We start from the raw sequence: 23,681 nt of genomic DNA on the forward strand, positions 1-23,681 counted from the left end.
GATAATCCCCGCTCCACCCACCCCAAGCGCTACAACCGAGCACCACGTACTTCCCATGAACCTACGCACCTTCATTCGCAGCTACTGCCTCAACTCCAGGCTCGCCACGAATGCCCTCACCCGTCTGCACAAATCACTCTCCTCCCTGGTCGCCTACCTGGCCCAGCAAGGCTTCGACTCCAACACATGGCCCGCCACCCGTGACGAAGCCACACTGGACAATCGCATCAACACCCTCTGCCCAGAGCTGGCGACCACCGTATTCAGCCACGCCCGCGAAGGCATCATTCTGGTCGATCCATTCGGCCGGGTCATCGCCGTGAACGAGGCCTTCACGCGGCTCACCGGCTACGGCCAGGACGAGCTGCAAGGCCGCGAATTGAATTCCCATCGCATGGTCCGTCGCCTCACCTCTTTTTACGCACCGATGAAAAACGCCTTGGACTTCCACGGCCATTGGTCCGGGGAGATCCAAAGCAACCACAAGGACGGCCGTGAAATGACGTCGCGGATCAGCGTCAGTGCCGTGCATGATCGTCACGGCAATGTGCAGCACTACGTGGCGCTGCTCGGCGATATGACGCAGATGAAGCAGCGTTTGCAGCTGCTGGAGCGGGATGCCCGGTATGACGCGCTCACGCAGTTGCCCAATCGGTTGTTGTTGGCCGAGCGGATGCGGCAGGCGTTGGGCAAGGCGCGGATTCATCAGCAGAAGGTGGCGATTGCGTTTATCGATCTGGATGGGTTCAAGGCGCTGAACGACAGTTATGGGCATGACTGGGGGGATCGGGTGTTGCAGATCGTCGCGGCGCGGATCAATGCGACGTTGCGGGAGGGCGATACGTTGGCGCGGCTCGGGGGTGATGAATTTGTCGCGGGGCTGGTGGGGTTGCAGGCGGTGGAGGACAGCGAGCCGTTGCTCAAGCGGATGCTGGCGGCGGCGAATGCGCCGATTTTGATCGGGGCGCAGACGGTGGAGATTGCGGCGAGTATCGGGGTGGCGTTTTTTCCTGAGCATGGGCAGGAGATCGATGGGCTGATCAGTAAGGCGGATCAGGCGATGTATCTGTCGAAGAAGGCCGGTGGCAATCGCTTGGCGTTTTGTCCGACGCGGTTTATTTCGCTCAATAGCGAAGCCTGACGGTGGTGCCGATGGTGCGTTCGCTGCCGGTCATGACGCCGTAGTCGCCGGCGCCGAGCAGTGAGTAGACGGCAGTGATGTAGTTTCTATCGAAGACGTTGCGCACCCAGCCCTCCACTTCCCAGGCGCGGTCCTGGCTGCGCAGGCCCAGGCGCAGGTTGGTGAGGCCGTAGCTGGGTTGATAGCTGCCTTCGCCGCCTTCGAGGGTGCCGTAGTAGCCAGTGCGAAAGCTGTAGTCGATGCCGCTGAAGGCTTCCAGGCCGTAGGGCAGCGGGTGGGTGTGGTCGAGGCCGCTGCTGAGGTTCCATTCCGGCGCGTTGTAGAGGCGCTCGCCGCTGAGGTCGCAGGTCCATTGGCCCGAGGCCGGCGGGCACGGTGCGTTGGGGAAGCTGCGGTAGCGCGCATCGCTCCAGGCCACGCCCAGGCGGCCGGTGAGTCGGGAGGTGAGTTGCCAGGCGGAATCGAGTTCGATGCCGCGCAGGCGGACTTTGCCGACGTTGATCAGATTGTCGCGCAGCGGTGGTGCAAACAGCGAGGTGGGCGGGCTGTAGGTGAGCGCTTGGTAGTCATCGACGTCGGTCTGGTAGACGGCGAGGTTGAGCAAGGCGCGCTGATCCCAGAACCGCGTTTTCATGCCGACTTCCAAAGACGTGGCCCGCTCGGGCTCGAAGGTGGGCGCGGTGAACGGGCCGATCACGTCGAAATTGATGCCACCGGCCTTGTAGCCCCGCGACCAACTGAGGTAGCCCATCACCGCGTCGGTGAAGCGGTAGCTGGCGCTGAGCAGGCCGGAGACGTTGTCTTCTTTGATCGAGTCTTCGCGGTAATAAGCACCGCCGAGGGCGATGTCGCGCAGCAGTTGCCCACCGGCCTGGAACACCGGGGGCAAACCCGTCAGCGGGGCGAGGTTGCTGACGTCGCGGGAGATCCAGCCGTCCTTGCGCTCCTGGCTGTAGCGCAGGCCGCCGGTGAGTTCCAGTGGGTCGATTGGGCGCCAGGAAAGTTGGCCGAAAATGGCGCGGCTATCGCCCTTCTGTTCGCCGTCGTAGCGCTGCCGGGCGCCATCGAGGAGCACTGAAGGCACCTGCCTCGGATCGGTGAAGGTGATGCCGTAGAGTTTTCGCAGTGCCTCCACTTGGTCGCCGACGAACCAGGGCGCGGCATCCGGGCCGAATTCGGCGTCGATCTGCCGGTCGAGCTGCTGGCGCAGGTAATAGAGCCCGGCGACGTAATCGACGGACGAGCCGGCCGTGCCGGACAGGCGCCATTCCTGGCTGAACTGCCGATGGCCGAGCTCGGCTTCGGATTGGGCCACCGAGAGCGCGGTGCTGTCGCCGTCGCGGCTGGCGCGGTAGTCCCAGTCGCGGTAGGCGGTGATGCTGGTGAAGCGCATCGCCTCGTCCAGGTCCCAATTCAATTCCAATGACACACCGTTTTGCAGGGTTCGTGGACGCCCCGGCGCGTCGATGCGGTTCTCCCGTTGGTAAGGGTCGGGCTGCGCCAGCGGATAGCCGACAAATCGGGCGCGCTTGCGGGTTTGCTCGCTGTAGTGGTTGACCAACAGCACGTTGCCAGCTTCGTTTTGCTCGGCGTAGTCGGCGATCAAACGGGCGCTGAAGTCGCTGTTCGGCGTCCACAGCAACTGGCCGCGCAGGCCTTGGCTGTCGGCGTCGCCGAGGCGGCTGCCGTCTTGCAGGTTTTCCACGGAGCCTTCGCTGGAACTGTCGAACACGTTGAGTCGGCCAGCGAGCACATCGTCTTGTAGCGGCCCGGATATCGTTCCGCGATATTCTCGCAGGCCACGCTCGCCATAGCTGGCTTCGAGGTTGGCTTCGGGCTGGAACGTCGGTTGCTTGGTGATGATATTCAGCGCGCCCGCTGTGGTGTTCTTGCCGAACAGGGTGCCTTGCGGCCCGCGCAGGACTTCGATGCGTTCGATGTCCATCAACTCGGTGAAGGCCATGCCCTGGCGGGCCTGGTAAACGCCGTCGACGTAAGTGCCGACGCTGCCTTCCAGGCCATCGTTATAGGCCGTCGCGCCGAAGCCGCGCAGGCCGAAGCCGGCGTAACGGGCGTCATGGCCGGAAACCACCAGGCCCGGCACGCGTTGTTGGATGTCTTGCAGTCGATGCAGGCCGGCTTCGTCCAGTTGGTCGCCGTAGAGGACGTTGATCGGGATCGGCACGTCTTGCGGGTCTTCCTCGCGGCGGCGAGCGGTGACGGTGGTTTCGTCGAGCGTAAAGGCGCCGGGGGTCTCCGGGCCGGCGTGGACCGACACCCAAGGCAACGCGCAAACGCTGCCGAGCAAGAGCAGCCGATAACGCAGGACCGGCATGCTAGAACTCCCGGGCCATTTCGCGATGCACCGTGTCCGGGCAAACCAGTGTCTTGATCCGCGCCAGCAATTCGCGGCTGTCGGCGGGCTTGAGCAGTGCCGCGTCGAAGGCCAGGTTTTCTGGGAAACCTTCCGGCCTGCGTGGCGGGATCGCTGAATAAAGCATCACGGGCAGATCGTGCCCACGGCCGCGCACCTGTCGCAGCAGTTCCCAACCGTCCATGCCGGGCATCATCTGGTCGCTGATCAGCAGGTCGATCGATTGATCCGCCAGGCAGGCCAACGCGTCTTCGCCGTTCGCCGCGATGCTGACGTCGAAACCGTAGCCGGCCAGCAGGTCGTAGAGCCATTCGCTGTTTTGCTCGACGTCGTCCACCAGCAGGATGTGCTGACCCTGGCCGTCGAACGGTGTGATGTTGTTGTCGACGATGCCGTTTTCAAAGTCGTGTTCTTGGGCGCATTTGAGTTGCAGGCGGAAACTGAAGTGGCTGCCCTGCCCCGTGGCCTGGGGTTCGAGGCGGCTGTCCATGCGTTCCAGCAACTGCGTGACGATGGACAGGCCCAGCCCGCTGCCTTCGTAGCGCTGCGCGTTGCGGCCGCGGCGGAACGGTTGCAGCAGTTGTTCGAATTCGTGTGGTTCGATGCCAATGCCGGTGTCGATCACGCTGAAACGCAGCTCCACGGTGTCTGCGGTGGTTCCCGGAGAACAGCTCACTTCAAAACGGATCTGACCGTCGCGGGTGAATTTCGCCGCGTTCGCCAACAGGTTCATGAGCACCTGCCGAAGCCGTTTGAAGTCAGCCTCCACCAAGGGCGGCAGATCTTGCGCCAGTGCCGCGTTGAAGCTGTTGCCCTGGCGCGCGGCAAGGAAGCCGGCCTCGTCGGCGACCTCCTGTAGAAAGCCGTACAGATAACCCGGCGCGATGGTCAGTTGCATCTGCTCCAGCTCGCCACGGGAAAATTCAAGCATCTCGTCGATCAGTTCCAGTTGCTGGCGGGCGTTGCGCTCGATGGTGGCCTGATAGTCGCGGTTGGGCCCGGCATGCAGCAGGCGCGCATAGTCGATGATGCGCACCAGCGGCGAGCGCAGGTCGTGGCTGATCCGCGCCATCAACGCACTGCGCGCCTCAAGGGATTCGCGCAACTGCGAGGTGCGCAGCGCCACGGTGCTTTCCAGGCGTTCGTGCTCGGCCTGGCGTTGTTGGTCGAGGGTGGACAGGGCGTGTTTTTCACGGTTGCGGCTGCGGGCGACTTCCATGATCAAGGTGCACACCAGCAACACCACGCCCGCCAGGGTGGACGAGAGGCTGTATTTGTTTTCCGGCGATTGCCAGGGCAGTTGTTCTTGCGGGAAGAAAATCCGCATCAGCAATTGCCCGAGCAGTAGCGCCGGCACCAGCCAGGCCATCCAGCTGTAGCTCAGGCGTGCGCGCCAGGCCATGAACAGCGTGGTAAGCAGGACGCCGTAAAAACTGAACAGGGACATCTGGACGATTTGCGCGCCCTGGACCGCATCGATCTTCAGCCACCAGAGTCGGCCGAGGATGCAGCCCAACAGCGGCATCCAGTAGCTCCAGCCAATGATTTTGGGCAAACGGGCAACCTGCAACAGCACCCGGAAGTAGGCCAGGAACAGCACGAACGAGAAAGCGCTGGCGCAAGTCAGCAGCTCGCGCGTCCAGCCCAGCGCGCTGGGCCAGTACATCAAGTAGCCGTTGAGGATGCAGGTCAGCAGGATGTAGCTCAGGACCGCGCCGGCGTTCACGGTGAGCAGTCGAGAGCGGAGGATCCAGCCGACGATAAAACCGAACGGCACCACCAGCAGGACAATGCCGAGGCTGAGCCCGTCGCTCAGGTACGTCTGTTGCTGGCTGCGCAGCAGCGCCGGTTCGGACCACAGTTCCGGTTCCAGCAGCATCTGGAAATTGCTCGCCACTCGGACTAACACCGTGGCGCTCTCCCCCGCCGCCAACGACACCGGGAACGCCGGCTGACGCGCCGCTGGCTGGGGCCATTCGGCCAGGGGATAGGCGCCGCCGCCGTGGGCCTCATGCCCCGGTTGGTAGACGCGAATGTCTTCCAGGCGCGGTGCCCCGACCACCAACAGGCGCGAACACACCGCAGCGCTTGAGTTAGTCAGTTGTAATTTCAACCAGAATGCCGAGCGGCTGTAACCCTGCGTCGGCCAGCTTGGGGTTGCGGCGTGAAATTGCGTATCAGGGAGTTGAGCTACGTGTTCCAGGCTCAGGCGTGCCTGGGTGTCCTCGAAAATCTGCGCCACGGGCATCAGGTTCAGATGGTCGGCGCGGCAGATATCCACAGGCGCCGCATGCGTCAGGCCTGTGGATAGCAACGTTATCGTCAGCAGTAGAAACTGTAGGAGCCGCATCAGGCGCGCCCGGCCGACTCGGTTTCAACGAGGCCCAGGGTCTGCTGGCGAAACTGGCTGGGCGTCATGCCGATTCGCTGGCGGAAGGCAGTGGTGAAATTGCAGGCGTTGCGAAAACCCACCAGTTCGGCGACGTCCTGCACGCTCATGGCGCTTTCGCAGAGCAGATCCTGGCCGCGTCGCAATCGCGCATCGCGAATGTAGGCGAACACGGTCATTCCCAGGTGTTCGCGAAAAATCGCGGTGAGGCGTTTTTCATGGGTGCCGACCTTTTGCGCGAGGCTGGCCAGGGGCGGCATGTCGTCCAGCTGGTTTTCAATCAGGCGCATCGCCGCGCGCAGGACGATTTCATCGCCTTGCGGCTCCGGGTCGGCCTGGCTTTCATGAACGGTCGGTGGCGCGCGCCAGGTCAATTGCAGGTGAATCTTGATGCGTGCGAGCACTTCTTCCGGGGCGCAGGATTTGGGGATGTAGTCCACCGCGCCAACGGTCAGCCCTTCCAAGCGCTCCAACGATGTATTGGCAGAAGAGAGAAACAGGATCGGGACATGCCGGGTGGCCGGAGCTTCGCGTAACAGCCGGCACAGGCTGAAGCCGTCCATTTGCGGCATGTGCACATCCAGGACGATCAGGTCCGGGCGCAGGGCGAGTGCCCGTTGATAGCCCTGGTAGGCGTCGCTGGCCAGGGAAATGCGCCAGGGCTGGGTCTTCAACAGGATGAGCGTGGCGCGGATGTCCTCGGGGACATCGTCGATCAGCAGAATATGCGGCAGCGACTCGGACGCCGCCGCTGCCTGCCTTTCATGTCGTCCGTTGTCCATTCGCCAGGTCTCTTGTTGTGTTTAGCCAGGTCACTGTCGCGAAATTGCCAGGCGAGGAAACACGTATCGGGCCGGCAACAAGTCGATATAACGGCAGGTAAGGCGAGAACTGAAGCTATCAAATTTTTAATGGGCGATAAACGGTCGTCCCCGTTCGGGGCGGGACATTGTTGGCGGGGGATGAGGAGTATTAAACAAGAGGTGACGGCGTCTGGACGTCAGCCAAGGCGAGAGGGACCGAGCGGATCACTCGACCGTGGCGAGGGAGCTTGCCCCCTCGCCACAACGGAGATGTACTCGACTAACTGTGCCGAACCGCCACGGGTTAGCGGAGTTCCTAATGAGCAGCAGCCAATTAGAACTGGTAGCCAATCTGAGCCAGTAACTGCGGATTTTCCTGACGCGTGTCGCTCTGCGCTTCACCGCCGGAGTGACGCCACGCGACCGTTGCGTCGAACGAAACCTGGCCGTATTGAGCGCGCAAACCCACACCGCCGCCGGAGAGGCTGCGGGTGTTTTCCTCGTCGGCCCATTCGTTGTGGTTGATGCGCACTTTGCCGGCGTCCCAGAACAGGTAAGGCGTCAGCTTGTCGATCGGGTAGCGAAGTTCGATCTGCGTCAGCATGCCTTCGTCGCCTGACGCTTCGCTCTGTGGATAAGCTCGCACGCCATCGATGCCGCCGAGGCTGAAATCTTCGGACGAGTCGAGGTTGTCCTGGCTCCATTGGCCGAGGAAACGGGCGAACAACGTGAAGTTGGCAGGCAGCGCTTGCAGGCGGGCGAGGTCGACGTTGACTTTGCTGAACTGGCCTTCGGTCTGGGCCGTCTGACGGTCGCCTTCGCGCAGGGCCGAATCGAGTTTCAGGTCACCGTAGGTCAGCGTCGCGCCGCCGTAGGTGATGCCGCCGCCGAGCAAGGTGTCCCTGACGTCGAACTGCAAACTGATGGGCAGCGAGTTGCTGCTTTTCTCAAAGCTCAGGCCCAGCACTTCGTATTTGTCCTCGAGCTCTTTGTGCTGGTACTGCCCGGCCAGCATGAGGTTCGCCTGGTTGCTGCGAATGAGCGGATAACTCAAGCCGATGCTGCTGACCTCGGCGGTACCGGTGGCCCCCAGGTCGGCGAATTCCTCGCCCAGGTCATAAGCGCTCTGGGCATAACCGACGTTGCCACGCAGGCCGGACGTGCCCAGCGGCATCGAGTAGCCGAGGCTGCCGAAATACAGTTCTTCATCGGTGGCCATCACGGCAGCGCTGAGCTTGTCGCCAAGCATCATCGGGCTGTTCCAGTCACCTTGCACCGTCAGGCGGTTGCGCCCCGAGTAACGGTTGCCGTGGTTGTCCAGCGTGGCCTTGCCTTCGAAGGCCTTGGTTTTGCTCACCTGGGCGTTGAGGTCGCCCGTACCGAGTTCGTCACCCGGGCGGATGACCGGACGAACCGCCACGCCGGGCAGGTCGGAGAGCACCAGGATGCTGCGCTCCAGGCGATCCCGCTCGATCACCTCGCCCGGCTTCAAGTCGTCCAGGAACGGCTGCGCCTGTGCGGCCAGTTTCGCATCGTCGTTGACGGCGGTGACTTTGCCATAACGCCCTTCGATCACCGCGATGGTCAGCTCGCCTTTGGCCATGCGCTGGGCCGGCAGGTAGGCACGCGCAAACGGGTAGCCGTGCTCACGGTAGTAAAGCGTGACCTGCCGGGCGACTTCCCGCAGCTCGTCGAGGTCGTGGGCCTTACCGATGGCCGGCGCGACGACACGTTGCAGGCTGGCCTCGTCGATATGGGTGTTGTCGGTGAAATGGACGGCGTTGAGTTGGACCTTGGCGCCGCCGACTTTTTCCTGCGCCGGTTGCGGTGCTTCTACATCCAGGCGAATGCTTTGCGGCAGTTCCTGCTGGGGAACCGGCAGCTCCTGCAGGATACGGCCGGCATCGGGGATCGGGCGCGCAGGCAGGGTCGCCGCCCAGGCCGGGGAAGTGGACAACAACGCCAGACCAGCGGCGCAGGACATCAATTTGTTATGCATTGAATATGTCTCGAAGAATGCGGGTTGCCTGAGCCCGTGACCGCGTCCGGGGACGCGGCCAAGGGGCTCGTTCAAAGGGAAAAGTGGGGATCAGGGACGCATGGCCAGACCTGGACCTGGCAAGCGCACGCCGCCGCGCACGACGAACACGGTCTGCGGCGGGTAAGCCGCACAGGCGCCTCCACCCGATACGCCGCCATCGGCGCAGACGTTACCGGCCAGTTCCCGCTCGCTGTCGGCATCCTGGGCCTGGGCAGCCGCATCGCCGTCGCCATTGCCTGGGCCGTTGGCACGCGTGCCGCCCTGGTCCACCAGCAACAAGCCGCCGTCCTCGACCCCGACGCCGGACCAGTCAGTCGGTTTCGGCTGGGCTGGATTGAGCTCCGGAGCGTGGGGCGAAGTCACTTGCGCACCGACCCGTGTGGCATCGGCGACGCTTTGCTGGATGGCTTCAATGTCGAACGACTGGGTCACGGTGACGTTGGCGTTGGCTGGGTCGCTGACGATCAGGTAACCGAGGTCGGCCAGCCCACCGATGTTGATCTGGTGCGTGCCCACCTCCGGACTCCCGATCGAATACACCGGCCGGCCGAGCATCTGCTTGGTGTCGCCGTTCCACAGGCCGTTGGCGTCGAAACCGGCTACACCGCCGCCATTGAACGTGGTCTGGCCGTCGAACGGCTTGGTCTGGGTGGTCGCACCGTTGGTGGATACCACCAGCGTAGGTTGCTCGCGATACACGGCATGAACGCCGTTGCCCAGCGCCCGAGCAAAATTGCTCTGCTGCTCGTCGCTGTTGTAGCGGAAGTTGCCGCTGCCGCTACCCACCACATTCACCACGCCGGTGCTGCCGGCAAGGCTGCCGGTGTAGATCACCGCACGACCACCCGCGCCGGTGGACACCGTCACGCCCGCATTGGCTTTCACGTCACCGCCCGTGGCCACGCCCGCCGAAGCGGATTGACCGGCGTTGAGCACGACTGCATCGGAAGCGCCGCTGGTGGTGCTGACGTTTTCGGCCAGGGTGATGTTTCCGGTGGTCGTCACCACCTGGACTTTGCCGGTGTTGCCGATGCCGACGATCTGATCCAGCTGGGTGCCGTCCAGTGCCGTCTCGGTCAGCCTGCCGACGGTGACGTCGCTGCGGTTGACGAAGCTGACGTCATTCGCCCGGCTGGCGATGTCGCCGACCCAGTTGCTGGCGTTGCGCAGGTCAAAATTGCCGCCCTTGAGCGCCAGGCCATCGGCGGTGATGTTGCCCTTTGCGTTCTGGGTGGTCTTGCCATCGACATTCAGGAACACGTTGCCACTGGTGGCCAGCGCTTCGTTGATTGCCAGGTTGCCTTGGGTGCCGATGCTCACGTCGCCGGTGTTGTTCACGCCGGTGATGGTGGTCTGCGTGCCGTCGACATGGGTCGCGGTCAGCGAACCGACCTTGAGGTCCCCGCTGTTGTTGAACTGGACCTTGCCCGCGTCGCTGGCGATATCGCCGATGACGTTGCCGGTGTTGCCCAGCGCATAGTTGCCGCCCAGCAGCACCAGGCCGCTGGCATCGAGCTTGGCCCCGGCGTCGCCAGCCTGGGTGGTTTTACCCGCCACCTCCAGGGTGATGATGTCGTCGGCGCGGGTTTGCCCCTGGCCGACGTCATCCCGTGGGCCATTTTCGATGGTGATGCCTTTTACCAGCGTCAGGTCGTGGTCGGTTTTCAGGGTGACCGCTTCGTCGGAGGTAATGCCCACGGTACCGTCCACGACGCCGACCGTCAGGTTGCCATTGCCGGCGAATTTCAGGCTGCCTACATCAGCGGCGATGACGCTCACGTCATGCCCTTTGCCCAGGTCGAAATCGCCTTCGCCGCGCAGGGCCAACTCGTCTGCGGTAATGGTCGCGCCCGTTGCCTGTGTCGCACCTTTGCCCGCGTCGACGCTGAGGGTCAGGCCCTTGCCGGTCGTGCCGTCTTCGTCGGTGCCTTCGGGATCCTTGAGGGTCAGGTCGCCCAGCAAGTTGAGCACGCCGTTGGCGACCAAGGCCAGATCGTCCTTGAGCGTCGCGCCTTCATCGTCGACGGTGATGTTGCGGGTCTTGTCGTTGCCGATGACGACCTTGTCGAAGCCATCCTGGATATTCGCCAGGTCAGCGTCAGACAGTACCAACGGATCGTTAGGCCCAGTCACCTCCGGGTCGTCGCTGCCCCCCACATGGATATCCAGGCCTGGGGTCTTCTGCTGCAAGGTGAGACTGCCGCCACCGGCAACATTCGCGGCGAGGTCGATTTCATCGGCGCTCAGGCTGGTATTGCCTTGGGTGAGCAACGCCTGGCCGACCGTGAGCGTGTCGGCGACAAGGTTCAGGTCACCGGTCTGGGTCATGCCGGCTACAGGCACGCCTTGCGGGTTGGCCGGGGTCTGGCTGTCGGGAATGGTCACCACGCCGACAGTCAGGTCATCGACGTCGGCAAAGCTGACCGTGCCGGTGTCGCTGGCGATGGTGTTGACGTCGTTGGCGGCGTTGTCCAGGTCATGAGTCGCGCCGTCGCCCAGCAGCACCAGGCCATCGGCGACAATGGCGCCGCCAGCGGTCTGGTCGATCTTGCCGCCCTTGCTTTGCAACGCCAGGACCGGGGCCGGCTTGCCGTCATCGTCGCCGGTGCCGGGTGCGTCCGCCACGGTCAACTGGTCATTGATGTGGATATTGCCGGTACCGGCATCGAGGATAAGGTTGTCGTTGATGCGGGTCGCTTCGATGATGCTGATGTCGCCGGTCATGTCCGCGCCACCGATCTTCACGGAGGTGAACCCGTCGCCCAGGGCGCTGATGTCGGTGCCAGTCAGTTCCAACGAACCGGGGGCATCGCCGGTGCTGCCGCCCACGGCAATGTTTTTGCTCGGGGTGTTGGTTTCAAGGGCAATCGAGCCATTGCCGGTCACGCTGCCGACGCCGCCGTTGAAGTTGATATCGTCGGCCTTGATGGCCAGGTTGTTATCGGTGCTGTTGAGGCTGCCGTTGAAGGTGATGGAACTGCCTTGCAGGCCCTTGCTGCCCGAGGTGTTGGTCTTGATGTTATCGACGTACAACGAACCGCCGACCCGCTTGCCCGCGGTCTCGTCGAAACTCCCCGAGACGAAGACGAATTTGTAAGTGCCGGCCTTGTCAGCCGTGGCCGTATGGCTTTTCCAATCCACCGTGCCGATACCGGTCCCCGTTTCGTTCAGGATGATCTGGTACTCGCCGGTGTTGACGTTCAGCAGATAGCCGAAGACATCGTAGGTATCGCCGCCGGCAACCGGTTTGTAATCGAAACTGACCGCCTCCCCTGCCGCCAGGGAAACCGTGCCTTCGCTGACTACCGAAGGACCACGCATGATGCAGCCGGCGGGGGCGTTATTGCAGTTGGAATCGTTCTCGGTACCCAACAGCAGCGCAGCGCCGCCGTCCTTGCCCTGGCCAGCCGCGGCGACCGGAGTGAGGGGCTTGTAGTCCATGTCGCCCTGGTCGCCAGGCGAAACGCTCGGTGTACCGCCGCCTGTGGGCGAGGTTGTCGGCAACGTCGGATCATCAGGCGACACCACGCCATCGACCACGGTGACGCCGGTGAAGAACTGGTCGATGGAGGTCTTCCACCCGACCAGGCCGTTTTCGAAGTCGGCGTTCAGGAACTGCGAGGTGCCCATCTCAACGGCACCGTTGTAGACCTGCACGCCGCTGGTGAAGACTTTTGCACCGTTGATAAAGGTTTTGCCAGCGCCAGTGGTGCTCGCGTACAGGGCGCCCAGCGCGCTGTTGCCGCCAACCATGTCACTGAAGATGATCGAGCCCGAACCGGCGTCGACACGCAGTTGGCGGTTGTTGGCTACTGCATCGGAATCCACCACGCCGGCAAACACGATGTTGCCGCCGTTGCTCTTCAGGCTGACGTCGGTGTTGAGCGCCATCTTGCCGTTGAAGATCAACGCCAGGCTGTTGCCGTTGCCCGCGCCACTGGCGTCGATGTCACCGTTGAGGAAAATATTGCCAAAGACGTAGCGACCGGTTCCGACGTCGTTGTGCCCGGACTGCAAGGTCAGCGTCCGCTCGCCGCTGATGCTCGTCGGGGTGTAGTCGCCGTTCCAGTGGATGGTGTTGTCGGCCTTGATCGCGACATCGGTGCCGCCGGCCAGGGCCGTGTTGATCGCGTTGAAGCCGACCGTGGCGTCTGTCCCGTTGGTGCCACCGGTCAACCCGCCGTCACCCGCCGCCACCGTGACGCTGTCCGGATCGAGCAACCACAAGCCGCCCTTGCCGTTTTTAGCCGAGGCATCGGCGGCTTTGCTCACCGCCAGCTTCGCGCCGCTGGTCTCGACCTTGCCGCCGTCGCCGCCCTTGGCGCCGCCGGTGGCTTTCAGGGTGCCGTCCACGCGCGTCACGCTGCCCGGTTTCTTGACATCGGACCAGGCCACCACGGTGCCGCCCTTGCCGTTATCGGTCGCCGATGCATCGAGCACCGCACCGGCGGCGATGGTGGTCTGGCTGGCTTGCTTGATCGAGGCATCCTTGCCTTGCCAGCTACCGCCCACATAAATCTCGCCGCCACCCTTGGCGCCGGTGGCGTTGAGCTCAGCGCCGCCCTTGATGGCCACGCGCTCGCCGGTCACGACGATCTTGCCGCCCTTGGCGGTGTCGGAAGACACGTCGATGCGTCCGGCGACATGCACATCGCCCTGGTCGCCCATCAACGTGACCAGGCCGTTCTCACCGATATCCAGCGAACGGGCTTCGATCAAGCCGGTGTTGTTGATGACCGTACTGGCCAGGGTTTCCGCCGCACGAGCGGTCAGCAGGATCTTGCCGGCATCGGCACGAATGGCACCGCCGTTTTCGATCAGCGCTTGCAACGCGCCTTCCTTGACTTCCAACTGCACCGGCCCGCCCAGGTCGAGCGTCACGACACGGCCGGCGCCCAGCAGCACATTGCCCTTGTGCGCGGTGATGGTGCCTTCGTTGACGATTTTTGCCGCGATCAGGGCAATGGTGCCGCCTTGCGCGGCATTGATGTTGCCCTGGTTGACCACCGATGCGGCGCTGTCGCCGCTGAAACGGTAGTTGCCGGCAAGAAAGTCTTCCGTGGACAAGTTGAGCGTAGAGGCCACCAGCCCCCCGACATCAACCTGCGCGCCGGGCGTGAACAGCACGCCGTTGGGGTTGACCAGGAAGACCTGGCCGTTGGCTTTCAGCGCGCCCTGGATCACCGACACGTCCGAGCCTAATACGCGATTCAAGGCGACGGATTTCGCGCCAGGCTGGACGAACTCGACGGTGTTGCCCTTGCCGATGGAAAAGCTCTGCCAGTCAATCGCGAGCTTGTCGCTGCCCTGATGAATGGCCATGCCCGCGCCACTCTGCTGGATGCTGCCGCTACCCGCCACGATGTTGCCGCCGGACGGCAACGGCCCCGCCGCAGCAACCGAGGCGAAGACACCGCCGCCCACGCCAATGACGAGGCTGAGCGTGGTACGGCTTTTATCCTTGCCATGGCTCTTGACCAACTCGGATGCCACCTGCCACGCGCCCATCACGGCATTCCAGACGACTCGGTAAGCTCTATTCATTTCTGTTCACTCATCCTTAATACGGCGGGTCGCGCCATGACGACCAGGCGGTTCGCTGTCGACAAATCAAATGGAAAAACGCATCCGGGCGGATTGCGGCTCGCAACATCCCACAGTGCTCCGCGCCATCATGTCTGCCGCGCGGGCGCCGCTCCTTTGCTGGAGCGCCCAGGGCTTTTGATTGAGGGGATGGGATGAAGATTTTTTTACGAAGGATGGGGTGTTGGTCGCCTCGTCTTGGGCGATCTATGCTGAGTCGGTCGAATTTCCACAGGCCGGCCGTGATGATCCAATGCAAACGCGCCTATGAAAAAGCCAACGCCGAGGATGGCGTGCGGGTGCTGGTCGACCGGCTGTGGCCGCGTAATCGTCCCAAGGATGCCTTGGCGATAGCCGAGTGGCTGCCGCAGGTGGCGCCTTCCCATGAACTGCGCAAGACGTTCAAGGCGGGGGCGGTTTCGTTCGCCGAGTTCAGCGCAGCCTATCGGCGTGAGCTGGCGGCGCGACCGGAGCATTGGTGGAAGTTGGTGGACGTGGCGCGGGGCGGGACGCTTACCCTGGTGTATGCGGCCAGGTCGACGGTCGAGAACAATGCGGTGGTTCTGGCGCAGTGGTTGGAGGATGAGGTGGAGAAGCGCGCGGAGGGGAGCTCGCCGGTGTGTTATCTGGATGAGTTTCCGGAGCGCTGAGATGGGCTTTGCTTTGCCCCGTGGCGAGGGAGCAGGCTCCCTCGCCACGGGTTATTGATTTGCCTAAGATCGGCGCGGAGAAAACACGAGGAAGACCACCGTAATGCAATCGCAATTCGATCCGTTGGTCCACATCGACTGGAAAACCCCGGGCAGCGACTTGCTCGGGCTGTTGCGGCATTACTATCCCGGCGTCGGTGTGTTTGCCGGCCCAGGGTTCGAGGCGCTGCTGGATGAGCTGTCCAACGAAATGCCTGAGGTCTGCTTCGACGCGCTGGCGCCGGTGTTGGCGCGCCAGGGTTATGACTTGTGGAACCTGGACGCCGGCGGCGATGATTATCGGCCGGTGGTCTTTCCCTCCGATCAGCGCGAGGCGTTCGCCCGGCATTGGCAAAGCCCACGTGGCGAGCCGAGGTTCACGCCGATGTTGATCGAGCCGCCGGAGCCCGCGGTGATCGAGCAAAAACCGGCCAAACCCAAGCGCAGCAAGCTGAACTGGTTGCAGGAAGTCCACGATTATCCCGGCCCCACTTACGTGCATGAATACAACTACCGCAACGGTTGGGCTGCAATCACCGAGCAGGACGAAGATCGCTGGCTGTGCTTTTTGATCGACTACAACCAGTGGCCGCCCGCCGAACAGGACATGCTCGAACAACGCACCGATGAGGCGGATGGCGCGGACCTGAGGCTAATCGACGCCAACGCCCAGCGCAGCCTGTGGAGACGCCAAGTCAAACACGGCGATTACAGCACGGATGATCGATTCAAATACGAGATTCGCCGGGGCGACGCCATCGAGGACTTCGGCCCTGCCGGGCTGGAGTGGCAGGCATTCGAAGAGCCCTGCGTCGTCGTGGACGAGGCAATGTTCGAGCGCCAGCGCATTTACGAACCCAAGCACCTGACGCGGATCTGGCGGATCACGGCGGACAGCAGCGAGGTGGTTTTCGAGGACTCGGATGAGCTGACCCTCCTGTCGGTCGGCGGTCGCCGATTGTTGTTCATGCAGCACAACGGCAAGCGCTGCTGGATCTGGAACCAGGACACGCAACAGGCCATCGCCGCCAAGCCGATACCCGCCGAGGCTTATAAGCTACGGGCATCCACCGCTTACTTGGGCGGTGACGAGATTTTGCTGTTCAGCGAAAGCGCGCGGCCGAACATCGAGCACTCGGGTTATCAGGAGACGGTACTGTTGGCGTGGCGCTTCGATTTCATCACCGGCGCCAAATCGAAGGCGATACTGGACGGCTTCGGCAGCGAACTGCGCCAGGACACGCGCCTGCTGGTCACCCAACCCAAGCAGGTGATTACGCTGCGCACGTTCCATGGGCAGCTTCATGTGTCCCGTGGGCAGGGTGATTGGTGGGTGTGGAGCTACCGCGCCAACACCTTTGGCACGCACACGCTGGCGTGGTTCTGGAATCAACGCAGCAATGAAGTGGTGAAGCTGTCCACCAAGGATATCCCGCGCATCAAGCCGGAGATTCGTTATGTGCCGGCGCTGGATCGGTACCTCGCGTTCGAGGCGGATTTTGTGGCGCGGTTGCCGGAATTCGCGCAGATACTTGAGGCCAAGGGTTGTGAGGTTCTGGCTTTCGAGTAAAGAAACTTGCAGCGCCTGCGACTTCCGTGGCAAGGGAGCTTGCTCCCGCTCGACTACGCAGCAGTCTCAAAACCTGCCACCCGTATTTTCCAGCCTCACCGCCGGGGGGCTGCTACGCAACCCAGCGGGAGCAAGCTCCCTCGCCACGGGTTGTCTTAAACCTGCAGCACCCCACGAAAGCCACGCGCCGCGTAATACGACTGCACGCCATTGTGGTAGATAAACACCCGGCCATAACGGTAGTCGCCAAAAATCGCCCCATCGAGCGCGCGAAGTTCTGGAGGCGTCGCCAACCAACTGGACGTCTTGGCATCGAACTCACCGAGTGTCTGCAGGGCTCGGTATTGCTCTTCGCTCAACAGGCTGATGCCCATTTCCTCGGCCATCTCCATGGCACTGCCTTTGGGCTTGTTCTCCTTGCGCGCATCCAGCGCGGCGCGGTCGTAGCAGAGGCTTCGGCGGCCGGTCGGGCTCTCCTTGGCGCAATCGCAGAAAGTGACGGCGCCGCTTTTCGGATCCTGGCCGATCACGTCGGGTTCGCCGTCGGTGGCTTCCATGGCCTGGAGCGACTTAAGGGCATTGGGGCTGTTTTCGAGCCGGGTCTGGACGTCGATCCAAGACATGTTCGGATGGCGGTTGGGGTTCTGTTCGAAACGGGTTCTCAAGGTCTTGAGCAGGTTTTCTTGTTCTTGTTTTTTCATGTCATTGAATCCGTGGCAATCCACCAATTATTACCAAGGACCGGCGGCTGAAATTTTCCAGACTAGACATATGCCGCAAAGGTCCTTGCGTTGCTGGTCATGGCGCGCCTCACCAGAATAGCCCGCCTATTTGAAACGCAAGGATCGCAATGCGCTTGATAAGGAGTGCGGAAAAAGGGGCCGAGCAGACCGAGGCACTCGATCAGGCTGCCCGAATGGTCGATGACGCACTGATGCGCGGTCAGACCATCAACGGGATGGATCAGTTTGGAACGTTGTCGGAGATTACCCACCACGACGACATTGTCGAGGCGGTCAGGAACGGCGACTTCTTACTGGTGAAGCCGGGGCTCGTCAGTTCAGGCGGCGGTTTCCTGCCTCGACCGACGGCTGAGCCTAAACCGATCTTCAGGGCTCCGGAACAATGGCCGTTGCCCAAGTCCCGCGATGACCTGGTATTCGCAAAATCCTGCACTGCTGAAAACTGGCGCAGTACAGACGCCGGCACAACCCGTGAACCCGCCTCGAATTTCGGCCGGATCATGTTGGCGGGCGCCATGCTCATGCCTTCGGCAAGTACCGCAATCGCCTCGGCGCTTGGCGCCGACCTCGCGCTGGGCCGCATCGCCGGCGGCGGGATCATGCAACAGCGCCTCACCTGGGCGGTACGCGGCGCGGGCGGCCCAGCCAGCGTCTTCGTCCTTGGCATGCTGCCCAGTAAAATGGCCGACGGCACCCTTTACACCGACGACCAGCTACGCCGCCTGAGCCACGCAACCACCCGTGTCCGCTTCCAATTCCGCCGCGACGCCGACGGCGTGCTCCAGGTGTACGGGATTCACAGCGGTCCCTCGGGCGACGACTCGGTACGCACCGTGCAGGTGACCTGGAACGCCGACCAGACTGCGATGGAGGCGACGCTCAACGGCATCACCCTCATTTGGACGCCGCAGCAAACCCCACTTGGTTCGCTTCCACCGCTGACCTACCCCGACGACATCGGCAAACAGCTGGGTACGATCCTCGTCCATCCGATCGCGGAGGACGTCGACAGTCAGATTGATGGGCTGCCGGGAGAAGATGTTACGGCGGATGACGGTATCTTGGTGTTTCCGGCGGATACGGGGCTGGATGCGCTTTATGTGGTGTTTGCTCGGCCTGCTAAAGGAGACCATAAATACTATCCGCCTCCTAAAGGGCTTATTGCATTTCCTGATGCAAAAATTGCCACTCGCAAAACGCCGGTAAAAGGCGGAGGAGGTCTACGTAAGCGATGGAAAACAAGGGACGGGACTATCTACGAATGGGAATGCCAGCATGGGAAAGTCGAAAAATACAATAAACGTGGAAAACACCTAGGGGAATTTGACTCCGAAACCGGTGAACAAACCAAAGATGCAGACAATACACGTGAGGTAGAACCTTGAAATACATTGTTGAAGCTTTTGACAGATCTAGCGACTTCTTAGTTTTTGAGATTGATCTTCCCGAAAACTGCGATGCGCAACTGAAACAAATCATGGGATGGTCCACCCCCCAACGCGGCGACGAAGGTTATAACCTGAGCCCCAGCCAAGCCGCAGCTATTGAAGCATTGGCCGGAAAGCGTTTTTACGATGACGATCATATATTTCAGCTCACCTGCAACATAGATTAAGGAGCGGCACGCAGAATGTATTTGGAGATCACCGGTTATTTTTTTGAGGGCCACAAAGACGACTTTATTCAATTTGAGCTCAACGTAGCCCCTGAGTTTGAATCAGCAATCATGAAAATTCTGGGCTGGAGAAGCTTGGCTGACGAGGTCGTTGGTGAGTTGCCATTAAGCGTTACGCAGGTTCGACAGATAGAAGTAGTAATGCAGCAACCGCTACCTGAAAATCTCGATTTATTCATCGGCGTACGGGGATGACAGAAAACAGCGGAGACGACTAATTGTACCTGTGCATCAGCGGATTTTTACGTGGTGTGAATGTAGATGATTCGCTTAAATTCGATCTTGATTTAAAGGAGTCCTACAACAGCCGAATCTTGCAGCTACTAGGCCACCGCAGCCTTAACGCAATGGCTGAAGGGGAATGGCTGCTGACGAAAGAGCAGGTAATCGAGATATCGAAAATCATCGGGGAATCTCTTCCGACAGATTTGGATCTGTTTATTGGCGTCCTGGCGTAGCTGACGACGGAATCGGGACGGAGAAAGAAATGGAACACGAGATGCTGGCACAACATGGCATGTCATATATCGTCGAGGAAATTCGTCGACGAGCTTCATGCACGAAAATGCAATGACAGCAGCGCAGTTCGATCACATTCGAACACGCGCACAGCCTGAAAGGAGCGAGACCTACGGGGACACTTTCGGCGCTTGGGGTTCAACGCCAAAAACGATCCAGTCGAAACTCGAGGCCACGGCCCCCTATGTCGAGGTGCCACAAAACCATGCGGTGTGTTGCATTCAGTTTTGGAGCTATGAACCACCCTGCAACAACATCGCCAATGGGACGGTTGACCCCTTTTCTCTTTATCTAAGCCTCAAGGATGACCACGATGAACGCATACAAATGTGTCTGGATGAAATGATGGAGAAAGTGAATTGGTAGTGGGCGTTGACCGGTTTCGAGAGTATTTCAAAGACTTCCAAGACAGCTACGTTTTGATCGGCGGGGTAGCCGCCTCGATTACCATGGAGGAGCTGGGTGAGGCATTTCGGTTGACCAAGGATCTGGACATCGTACTGGTCGTCGAAGCCCTTGATCGTCAATTCGTCGGGCAGTTCTGGAAGTTCATCAAGGACGGCGGCTATACCATTCGCCAGAATGGGGACAGCGATGGGGACTCCCCTGTTTTAAACAACAGACTTTTTTCCAGCAGATGGTATTTTCAGGCATGACGACTTATAAAAGTCGTCATACCACACAACACATCACCGCCTGGAACCAACTCACGCCCACCGCGGAAATTGTTGGCTACAGTGACTGGACCCATTGGCGCCAGAACTCATGCGGAGGCCGACATGAAGAACTTCACCATCGAACGCATCGACCACATCGTCCTGCGCGTAACAGACCTCGAGCGCAGCCTCGCCTTCTACACGTCGGTGTTCGGTTGCGAGCTCAGGAAACGTCGGGACGATCTGGGACTGCTCCACCTCGGAGCCGGTGAATCGATGATCGATCTGGTGGCTGTCGACGGCCCGCTTGGCCGCGAGGGAGGCGCGGCAGCCGGCGAACAGGGCCATAACGTCGACCACTTCTGCCTGCGCATCGAGCCATTCGACGAGCAGGCCCTGCTCGCTCATCTGGCCGCAGCCGGCCTGGACGTCGAGAAAGCGCAGATGCGTTATGGCGCGGAAGGGAAAGGCTTTTCGATCTACTGCACCGATCCGGATGGCAACCAGATCGAATTGAAGGGGCCGGCGCTGGAGCCTTGAGCTCCAGCCAGCCTGATGCGGTCAGGCCAAGAGGTGCCTGGAGATGACTTTGGAGATTTCGACGATGCCGGTCTTGCCGGTGAACTCGAACTTCACCTTGCCCAGGAAGGAGAAGTAGATCTCCAGTTCAGAATCCAGGTCGAAGGTGCCGGAGGTTTCCACCGAGTACGCGACGATATTTTTGTAGGGCAGCGAGGTGAAATCCTTTTTGCTGCCGGTGATGCCTTGCACGTTCACGGCGATGATGCGTTTGTTGGTGAAGACCACGCCATCGCGCATGGACTTGTAGGCATCGATGACGTGTTCGCCGTCCAGCAGCAGGGCCGTGACGCGTTCGGCGTATTCGTCGTTTTGCTTGAGCTTGAAGAAGCCTTTGTTGTTGAAATCGATCATTGCTGAATCCTGTGGGATGAAAAATCGCCTATCGCGCGTGGAGCTCGGTTAAATCCTTTTCGCACGCCGTCGGCCCCAGATAATGCCCGCCGCAGCCGCGGTGATCATCACTGCGATGTTTCCAAACAGCCAGATTGCGAAATTGCGGCTCTGGTCCGCTTCGCTTTCGTACAGCGGACCAAAATATGTTCCGATCAGTATGAAAATCAAATTAAAAGCACCCACGGCCGAGGCGACGAGCAGCAAAACGAACAAGACTCCCTTGATGGCCTTCATATGATCTTCCAGAACCAGATGTCTTCGGGCCTAGCCTAGCAGTTGGCGAAAAGTCTTCATTTTGCCCGTCACCCAATCACGCGCGTTTTTTCTCCTAGACTTGCCATTGTTTGCAGTTCGCCGGGGCTGGGATGAGCCCGCACGATAAACATAATTCCAAGAGAATCACCATGCTCAAACCTTTACGGAACGCGCTCGCCTTTACGCTGGCTTTCACCACGTTGGGCACCGCTGCGGCGGACCCCATCGTCATAAAATTCTCCCATGTGGTAGCCGAGCAGACGCCGAAGGGTCAAGGCGCGCTGATGTTCAAGAAACTGGCGGAAGAACGCTTGCCGGGCAAGGTCAAGGTGGAGGTATATCCCAATTCCACGCTGTTTGGGGATGACAAGGAGATGGAGGGATTGCTGCTGGGGGACGTGCAGATCATTGCCCGGTCCCTGGCGAAATTCGAGCAATACACCCGCAAAGTGCAATTGTTCGACTTGCCGTTCCTGTTCGATGACATCGCCGCGGTAGAGCGTTTCCAGCAAAGTCCCCAAGGCCAGCAACTGCTCAAGTCCATGGAGAGCAAGAACATCACCGGCCTGGCCTATTGGCACAACGGCATGAAACAGCTCTCGGCGAACAAACCGCTGCGCATGCCCAACGATGCGCGGCGCCTGGTGTTTCGCGTGCAGACTTCCGCCGTGCTGGAGGAACAGTTCAAGGCCGTGGGCGCCACAGGACAACCGATGATTTTCTCAGTGGTGTACCAGGCCTTGCGCGCGGGTGTAGTCAACGGTGCGGAGAACACTTACTCCAATTTCTATAACCAGAAACTGCATGAAGTGCAGAAGTACGTCACCGAGACGGACCACGGCATCCTCGACTACATGCTTATCACCACGTCCGACTTCTGGAACGGCCTGCCACCGGATATCCGCGCGGAACTCGACAAAATCGTGGTCGAGGCAACTGCCCACGCCAACAAAGAGGCGCAACGGCTGAACCAGCACGATAAGGAAATGGTCCTGGCCGCCAAGACCACCGAAATCATTGCGCTCACAGCAGACGAGCGCAACGCATGGCGTGACCAGATGAAACCGGTGTGGGCGAAGTTTGAAAAGGACATCGGCCCGGACCTGATCAAAGCCGCCGAAGCGTCCAACAAGACGCAGTAAAGCCCTGCACTTGATGTCACAATGCCCCGGCAAGCTATTTTCTGCCTAGACTTGCAACTGTCTCACCGTGCGTTGTGTTTTGAATGAGCCCGCACGGGTAAAACTAAAAATAAAAGGAAACCCCAATGTTCAAACCTATGTGGAAAGCACTCGTCTGCACGCTGGCCCTCAGCGCGCTGAGCACGGCCATGGCAGCCGATCCGGTGGTCATCAAATTCTCGCATGTCGTGGCTGAACAAACGCCGAAGGGCCAGGGCGCGCTACTCTTCAAGAAGTTGGTGGAAGAACGTCTGCCAGGCAAGGTCAAAGTCGAGGTGTACCCCAACTCCTCGCTGTTCGGCGATGGCAAGGAAATGGAAGCCCTGCTGTTGGGCGACGTGCAGATGATCGCGCCGTCCCTGGCCAAGTTCGAGCAATACACCAAGACGGTGCAACTGTTTGACCTGCCGTTCCTGTTCGACGACATCTCCGCCGTGGACCGCTTCCAACTGAGCCCCGAGGGCCAGAAGCTGCTCAAGTCCATGGAAAGCAAGAACATCACCGGCCTGGCTTATTGGCACAACGGCATGAAGCAATTGTCCGCCAACAAACCGCTGCGCGAACCCAAAGACGCCCGTGGCCTGAAGTTCCGCGTACAGGCATCGGCCGTGCTGGAAGAACAGTTCAAGGCCGTGAACGCCAACCCGCGCAAGATGAGCTTCGCCGAGGTGTACCAAGGCTTGCAGACCGGCGTGGTCAACGGTGCGGAAAACCCGTACTCGAACATCTACAGCCAGAAGATGCACGAAGTGCAGAAGTACATCACCGAGTCCAACCACGGCTTGCTCGACTACATGCTGATCACCAACACCAAGTTCTGGAACGGCCTGCCGCCGGACGTGCGTAGCGAACTGGACAAGATCCTGGTTGAAGTGACCGCGCACGTGAACAAAGAAGCCGCGCAACTGAACCAGAACGACAAGCAGCGCATTCTCGACGCCAAGACCACCGAAATCATCACCCTCACGCCTGAAGAGCGCAGCGAATGGCGCGACAAGATGAAGCCGGTGTGGAAGAAGTTCGAAGGTGACATCGGTGCCGACCTGATCAAGGCCGCCGAAGCCTCCAACAAGGCTCAGTAATGGGT

The 23,681-nt window shown here is 60.9% G+C and carries 20 protein-coding genes; 12 read left to right on the forward strand and 8 right to left on the reverse strand.

What is annotated here, in order from left to right:
- Nucleotides 1-55: 55 nt before the first annotated feature.
- Entirely contained in the window at nucleotides 56-1,141 is a 1,086-nt protein-coding gene (locus tag VQ575_RS21735) for a sensor domain-containing diguanylate cyclase (RefSeq protein WP_325918396.1), read from the forward strand.
- Here VQ575_RS21735 and VQ575_RS21740 read toward each other — a convergent pair.
- From VQ575_RS21740 to VQ575_RS21760, 5 genes are all read right to left on the reverse strand, one after another.
- Nucleotides 1,125-3,476, reverse strand: coding sequence for a TonB-dependent receptor (locus tag VQ575_RS21740; protein WP_325918397.1), 2,352 nt, complete (start codon nucleotides 3,474-3,476; stop codon nucleotides 1,125-1,127). The two genes, VQ575_RS21735 and VQ575_RS21740, sit on opposite strands and share 17 nt — an antisense overlap.
- A gap of 1 nt (nucleotide 3,477) precedes the next feature.
- Complete coding sequence (locus VQ575_RS21745) at nucleotides 3,478-5,865, reverse strand: hybrid sensor histidine kinase/response regulator (RefSeq protein WP_325918398.1); 2,388 nt, start codon at nucleotides 5,863-5,865, stop codon at nucleotides 3,478-3,480.
- Nucleotides 5,865-6,686 (reverse strand): response regulator transcription factor, encoded by an 822-nt coding sequence (locus VQ575_RS21750; RefSeq protein WP_325918399.1) that lies wholly within the window; start codon nucleotides 6,684-6,686, stop codon nucleotides 5,865-5,867. The genes VQ575_RS21745 and VQ575_RS21750 overlap by 1 nt, the downstream gene beginning before the upstream one ends.
- A 355-nt stretch (nucleotides 6,687-7,041) precedes the next feature.
- Complete coding sequence (locus VQ575_RS21755; RefSeq protein ID WP_325918400.1) at nucleotides 7,042-8,706, reverse strand: ShlB/FhaC/HecB family hemolysin secretion/activation protein; 1,665 nt, start codon at nucleotides 8,704-8,706, stop codon at nucleotides 7,042-7,044.
- A gap of 90 nt (nucleotides 8,707-8,796) precedes the next feature.
- Nucleotides 8,797-14,292: a two-partner secretion domain-containing protein gene (locus tag VQ575_RS21760; protein ID WP_325918401.1), complete on the reverse strand. Its 5,496-nt coding sequence runs from the start codon at nucleotides 14,290-14,292 to the stop codon at nucleotides 8,797-8,799.
- A gap of 284 nt (nucleotides 14,293-14,576) precedes the next feature.
- On the opposite strand from VQ575_RS21760, the gene VQ575_RS21765 reads away from it, so the two are divergent.
- Nucleotides 14,577-14,981, forward strand: a complete 405-nt coding sequence (locus tag VQ575_RS21765) for a DUF488 domain-containing protein (RefSeq protein ID WP_039592210.1) — start codon at nucleotides 14,577-14,579, stop codon at nucleotides 14,979-14,981.
- A 103-nt stretch (nucleotides 14,982-15,084) separates the two neighbouring features.
- Nucleotides 15,085-16,590: a hypothetical protein gene (locus VQ575_RS21770; RefSeq protein ID WP_325918402.1), complete on the forward strand. Its 1,506-nt coding sequence runs from the start codon at nucleotides 15,085-15,087 to the stop codon at nucleotides 16,588-16,590.
- A 155-nt stretch (nucleotides 16,591-16,745) separates the two neighbouring features.
- Here the strand turns inward: VQ575_RS21770 and VQ575_RS21775 are convergent, their stop codons facing one another.
- On the reverse strand, nucleotides 16,746-17,291 hold the full coding sequence (locus VQ575_RS21775) for a DUF4256 domain-containing protein (RefSeq protein ID WP_039592146.1): 546 nt from the start codon (nucleotides 17,289-17,291) through the stop codon (nucleotides 16,746-16,748).
- A gap of 149 nt (nucleotides 17,292-17,440) precedes the next feature.
- On the opposite strand from VQ575_RS21775, the gene VQ575_RS21780 reads away from it, so the two are divergent.
- The 7 genes from VQ575_RS21780 to VQ575_RS21810 all read left to right on the forward strand — a co-directional run bounded on the left by VQ575_RS21780 (nucleotide 17,441) and on the right by VQ575_RS21810 (nucleotide 20,723).
- Nucleotides 17,441-18,718 (forward strand): colicin E3/pyocin S6 family cytotoxin, encoded by a 1,278-nt coding sequence (locus tag VQ575_RS21780; protein ID WP_325918403.1) that lies wholly within the window; start codon nucleotides 17,441-17,443, stop codon nucleotides 18,716-18,718.
- Nucleotides 18,715-18,948 (forward strand): DUF7683 domain-containing protein, encoded by a 234-nt coding sequence (locus VQ575_RS21785; RefSeq protein ID WP_039592147.1) that lies wholly within the window; start codon nucleotides 18,715-18,717, stop codon nucleotides 18,946-18,948. Before VQ575_RS21780 ends, VQ575_RS21785 begins: the two co-directional genes overlap by 4 nt.
- Nucleotides 18,949-18,963: 15 nt before the next feature.
- Complete coding sequence (locus VQ575_RS21790) at nucleotides 18,964-19,203, forward strand: pyocin S6 family toxin immunity protein (RefSeq protein WP_045155111.1); 240 nt, start codon at nucleotides 18,964-18,966, stop codon at nucleotides 19,201-19,203.
- Nucleotides 19,204-19,226: 23 nt separating this feature from the next.
- Entirely contained in the window at nucleotides 19,227-19,466 is a 240-nt protein-coding gene (locus VQ575_RS21795) for a pyocin S6 family toxin immunity protein (RefSeq protein ID WP_039592149.1), read from the forward strand.
- 97 nt (nucleotides 19,467-19,563) lie between these two features.
- Nucleotides 19,564-19,893: a hypothetical protein gene (locus VQ575_RS21800; RefSeq protein ID WP_232916876.1), complete on the forward strand. Its 330-nt coding sequence runs from the start codon at nucleotides 19,564-19,566 to the stop codon at nucleotides 19,891-19,893.
- On the forward strand, nucleotides 19,887-20,183 hold the full coding sequence (locus VQ575_RS21805; RefSeq protein WP_039592151.1) for a hypothetical protein: 297 nt from the start codon (nucleotides 19,887-19,889) through the stop codon (nucleotides 20,181-20,183). The genes VQ575_RS21800 and VQ575_RS21805 overlap by 7 nt, the downstream gene beginning before the upstream one ends.
- A 123-nt stretch (nucleotides 20,184-20,306) precedes the next feature.
- The gene (locus VQ575_RS21810; RefSeq protein ID WP_039592152.1) at nucleotides 20,307-20,723 is read left to right on the forward strand and encodes a VOC family protein; all 417 of its coding nucleotides are present in this window, start codon (nucleotides 20,307-20,309) and stop codon (nucleotides 20,721-20,723) included.
- Between the two features lie 21 nt (nucleotides 20,724-20,744).
- Here VQ575_RS21810 and VQ575_RS21815 read toward each other — a convergent pair whose 3' ends face one another.
- Together VQ575_RS21815 and VQ575_RS21820 are read right to left on the reverse strand one after the other, a co-directional pair.
- Nucleotides 20,745-21,116, reverse strand: a complete 372-nt coding sequence (locus VQ575_RS21815; RefSeq protein WP_325918404.1) for a PH domain-containing protein — start codon at nucleotides 21,114-21,116, stop codon at nucleotides 20,745-20,747.
- 48 nt (nucleotides 21,117-21,164) lie between these two features.
- Entirely contained in the window at nucleotides 21,165-21,392 is a 228-nt protein-coding gene (locus tag VQ575_RS21820) for a hypothetical protein (protein ID WP_325918405.1), read from the reverse strand.
- 170 nt (nucleotides 21,393-21,562) lie between these two features.
- On the opposite strand from VQ575_RS21820, the gene VQ575_RS21825 reads away from it, so the two are divergent.
- Together VQ575_RS21825 and dctP are read left to right on the forward strand one after the other, a co-directional pair.
- Entirely contained in the window at nucleotides 21,563-22,555 is a 993-nt protein-coding gene (locus tag VQ575_RS21825; RefSeq protein WP_325918407.1) for a TRAP transporter substrate-binding protein, read from the forward strand.
- Between the two features lie 125 nt (nucleotides 22,556-22,680).
- A complete protein-coding gene (gene dctP / locus VQ575_RS21830) occupies nucleotides 22,681-23,676 on the forward strand; it encodes a C4-dicarboxylate TRAP substrate-binding protein DctP (RefSeq protein ID WP_411829918.1) in 996 nt (331 codons plus the stop codon).
- The last annotated feature ends 5 nt before the right edge of the window (nucleotides 23,677-23,681 follow it).

This window comes from Pseudomonas frederiksbergensis (assembly GCF_035751725.1).
Taxonomy (GTDB): Bacteria; Pseudomonadota; Gammaproteobacteria; order Pseudomonadales; family Pseudomonadaceae; genus Aquipseudomonas; species Aquipseudomonas frederiksbergensis_A.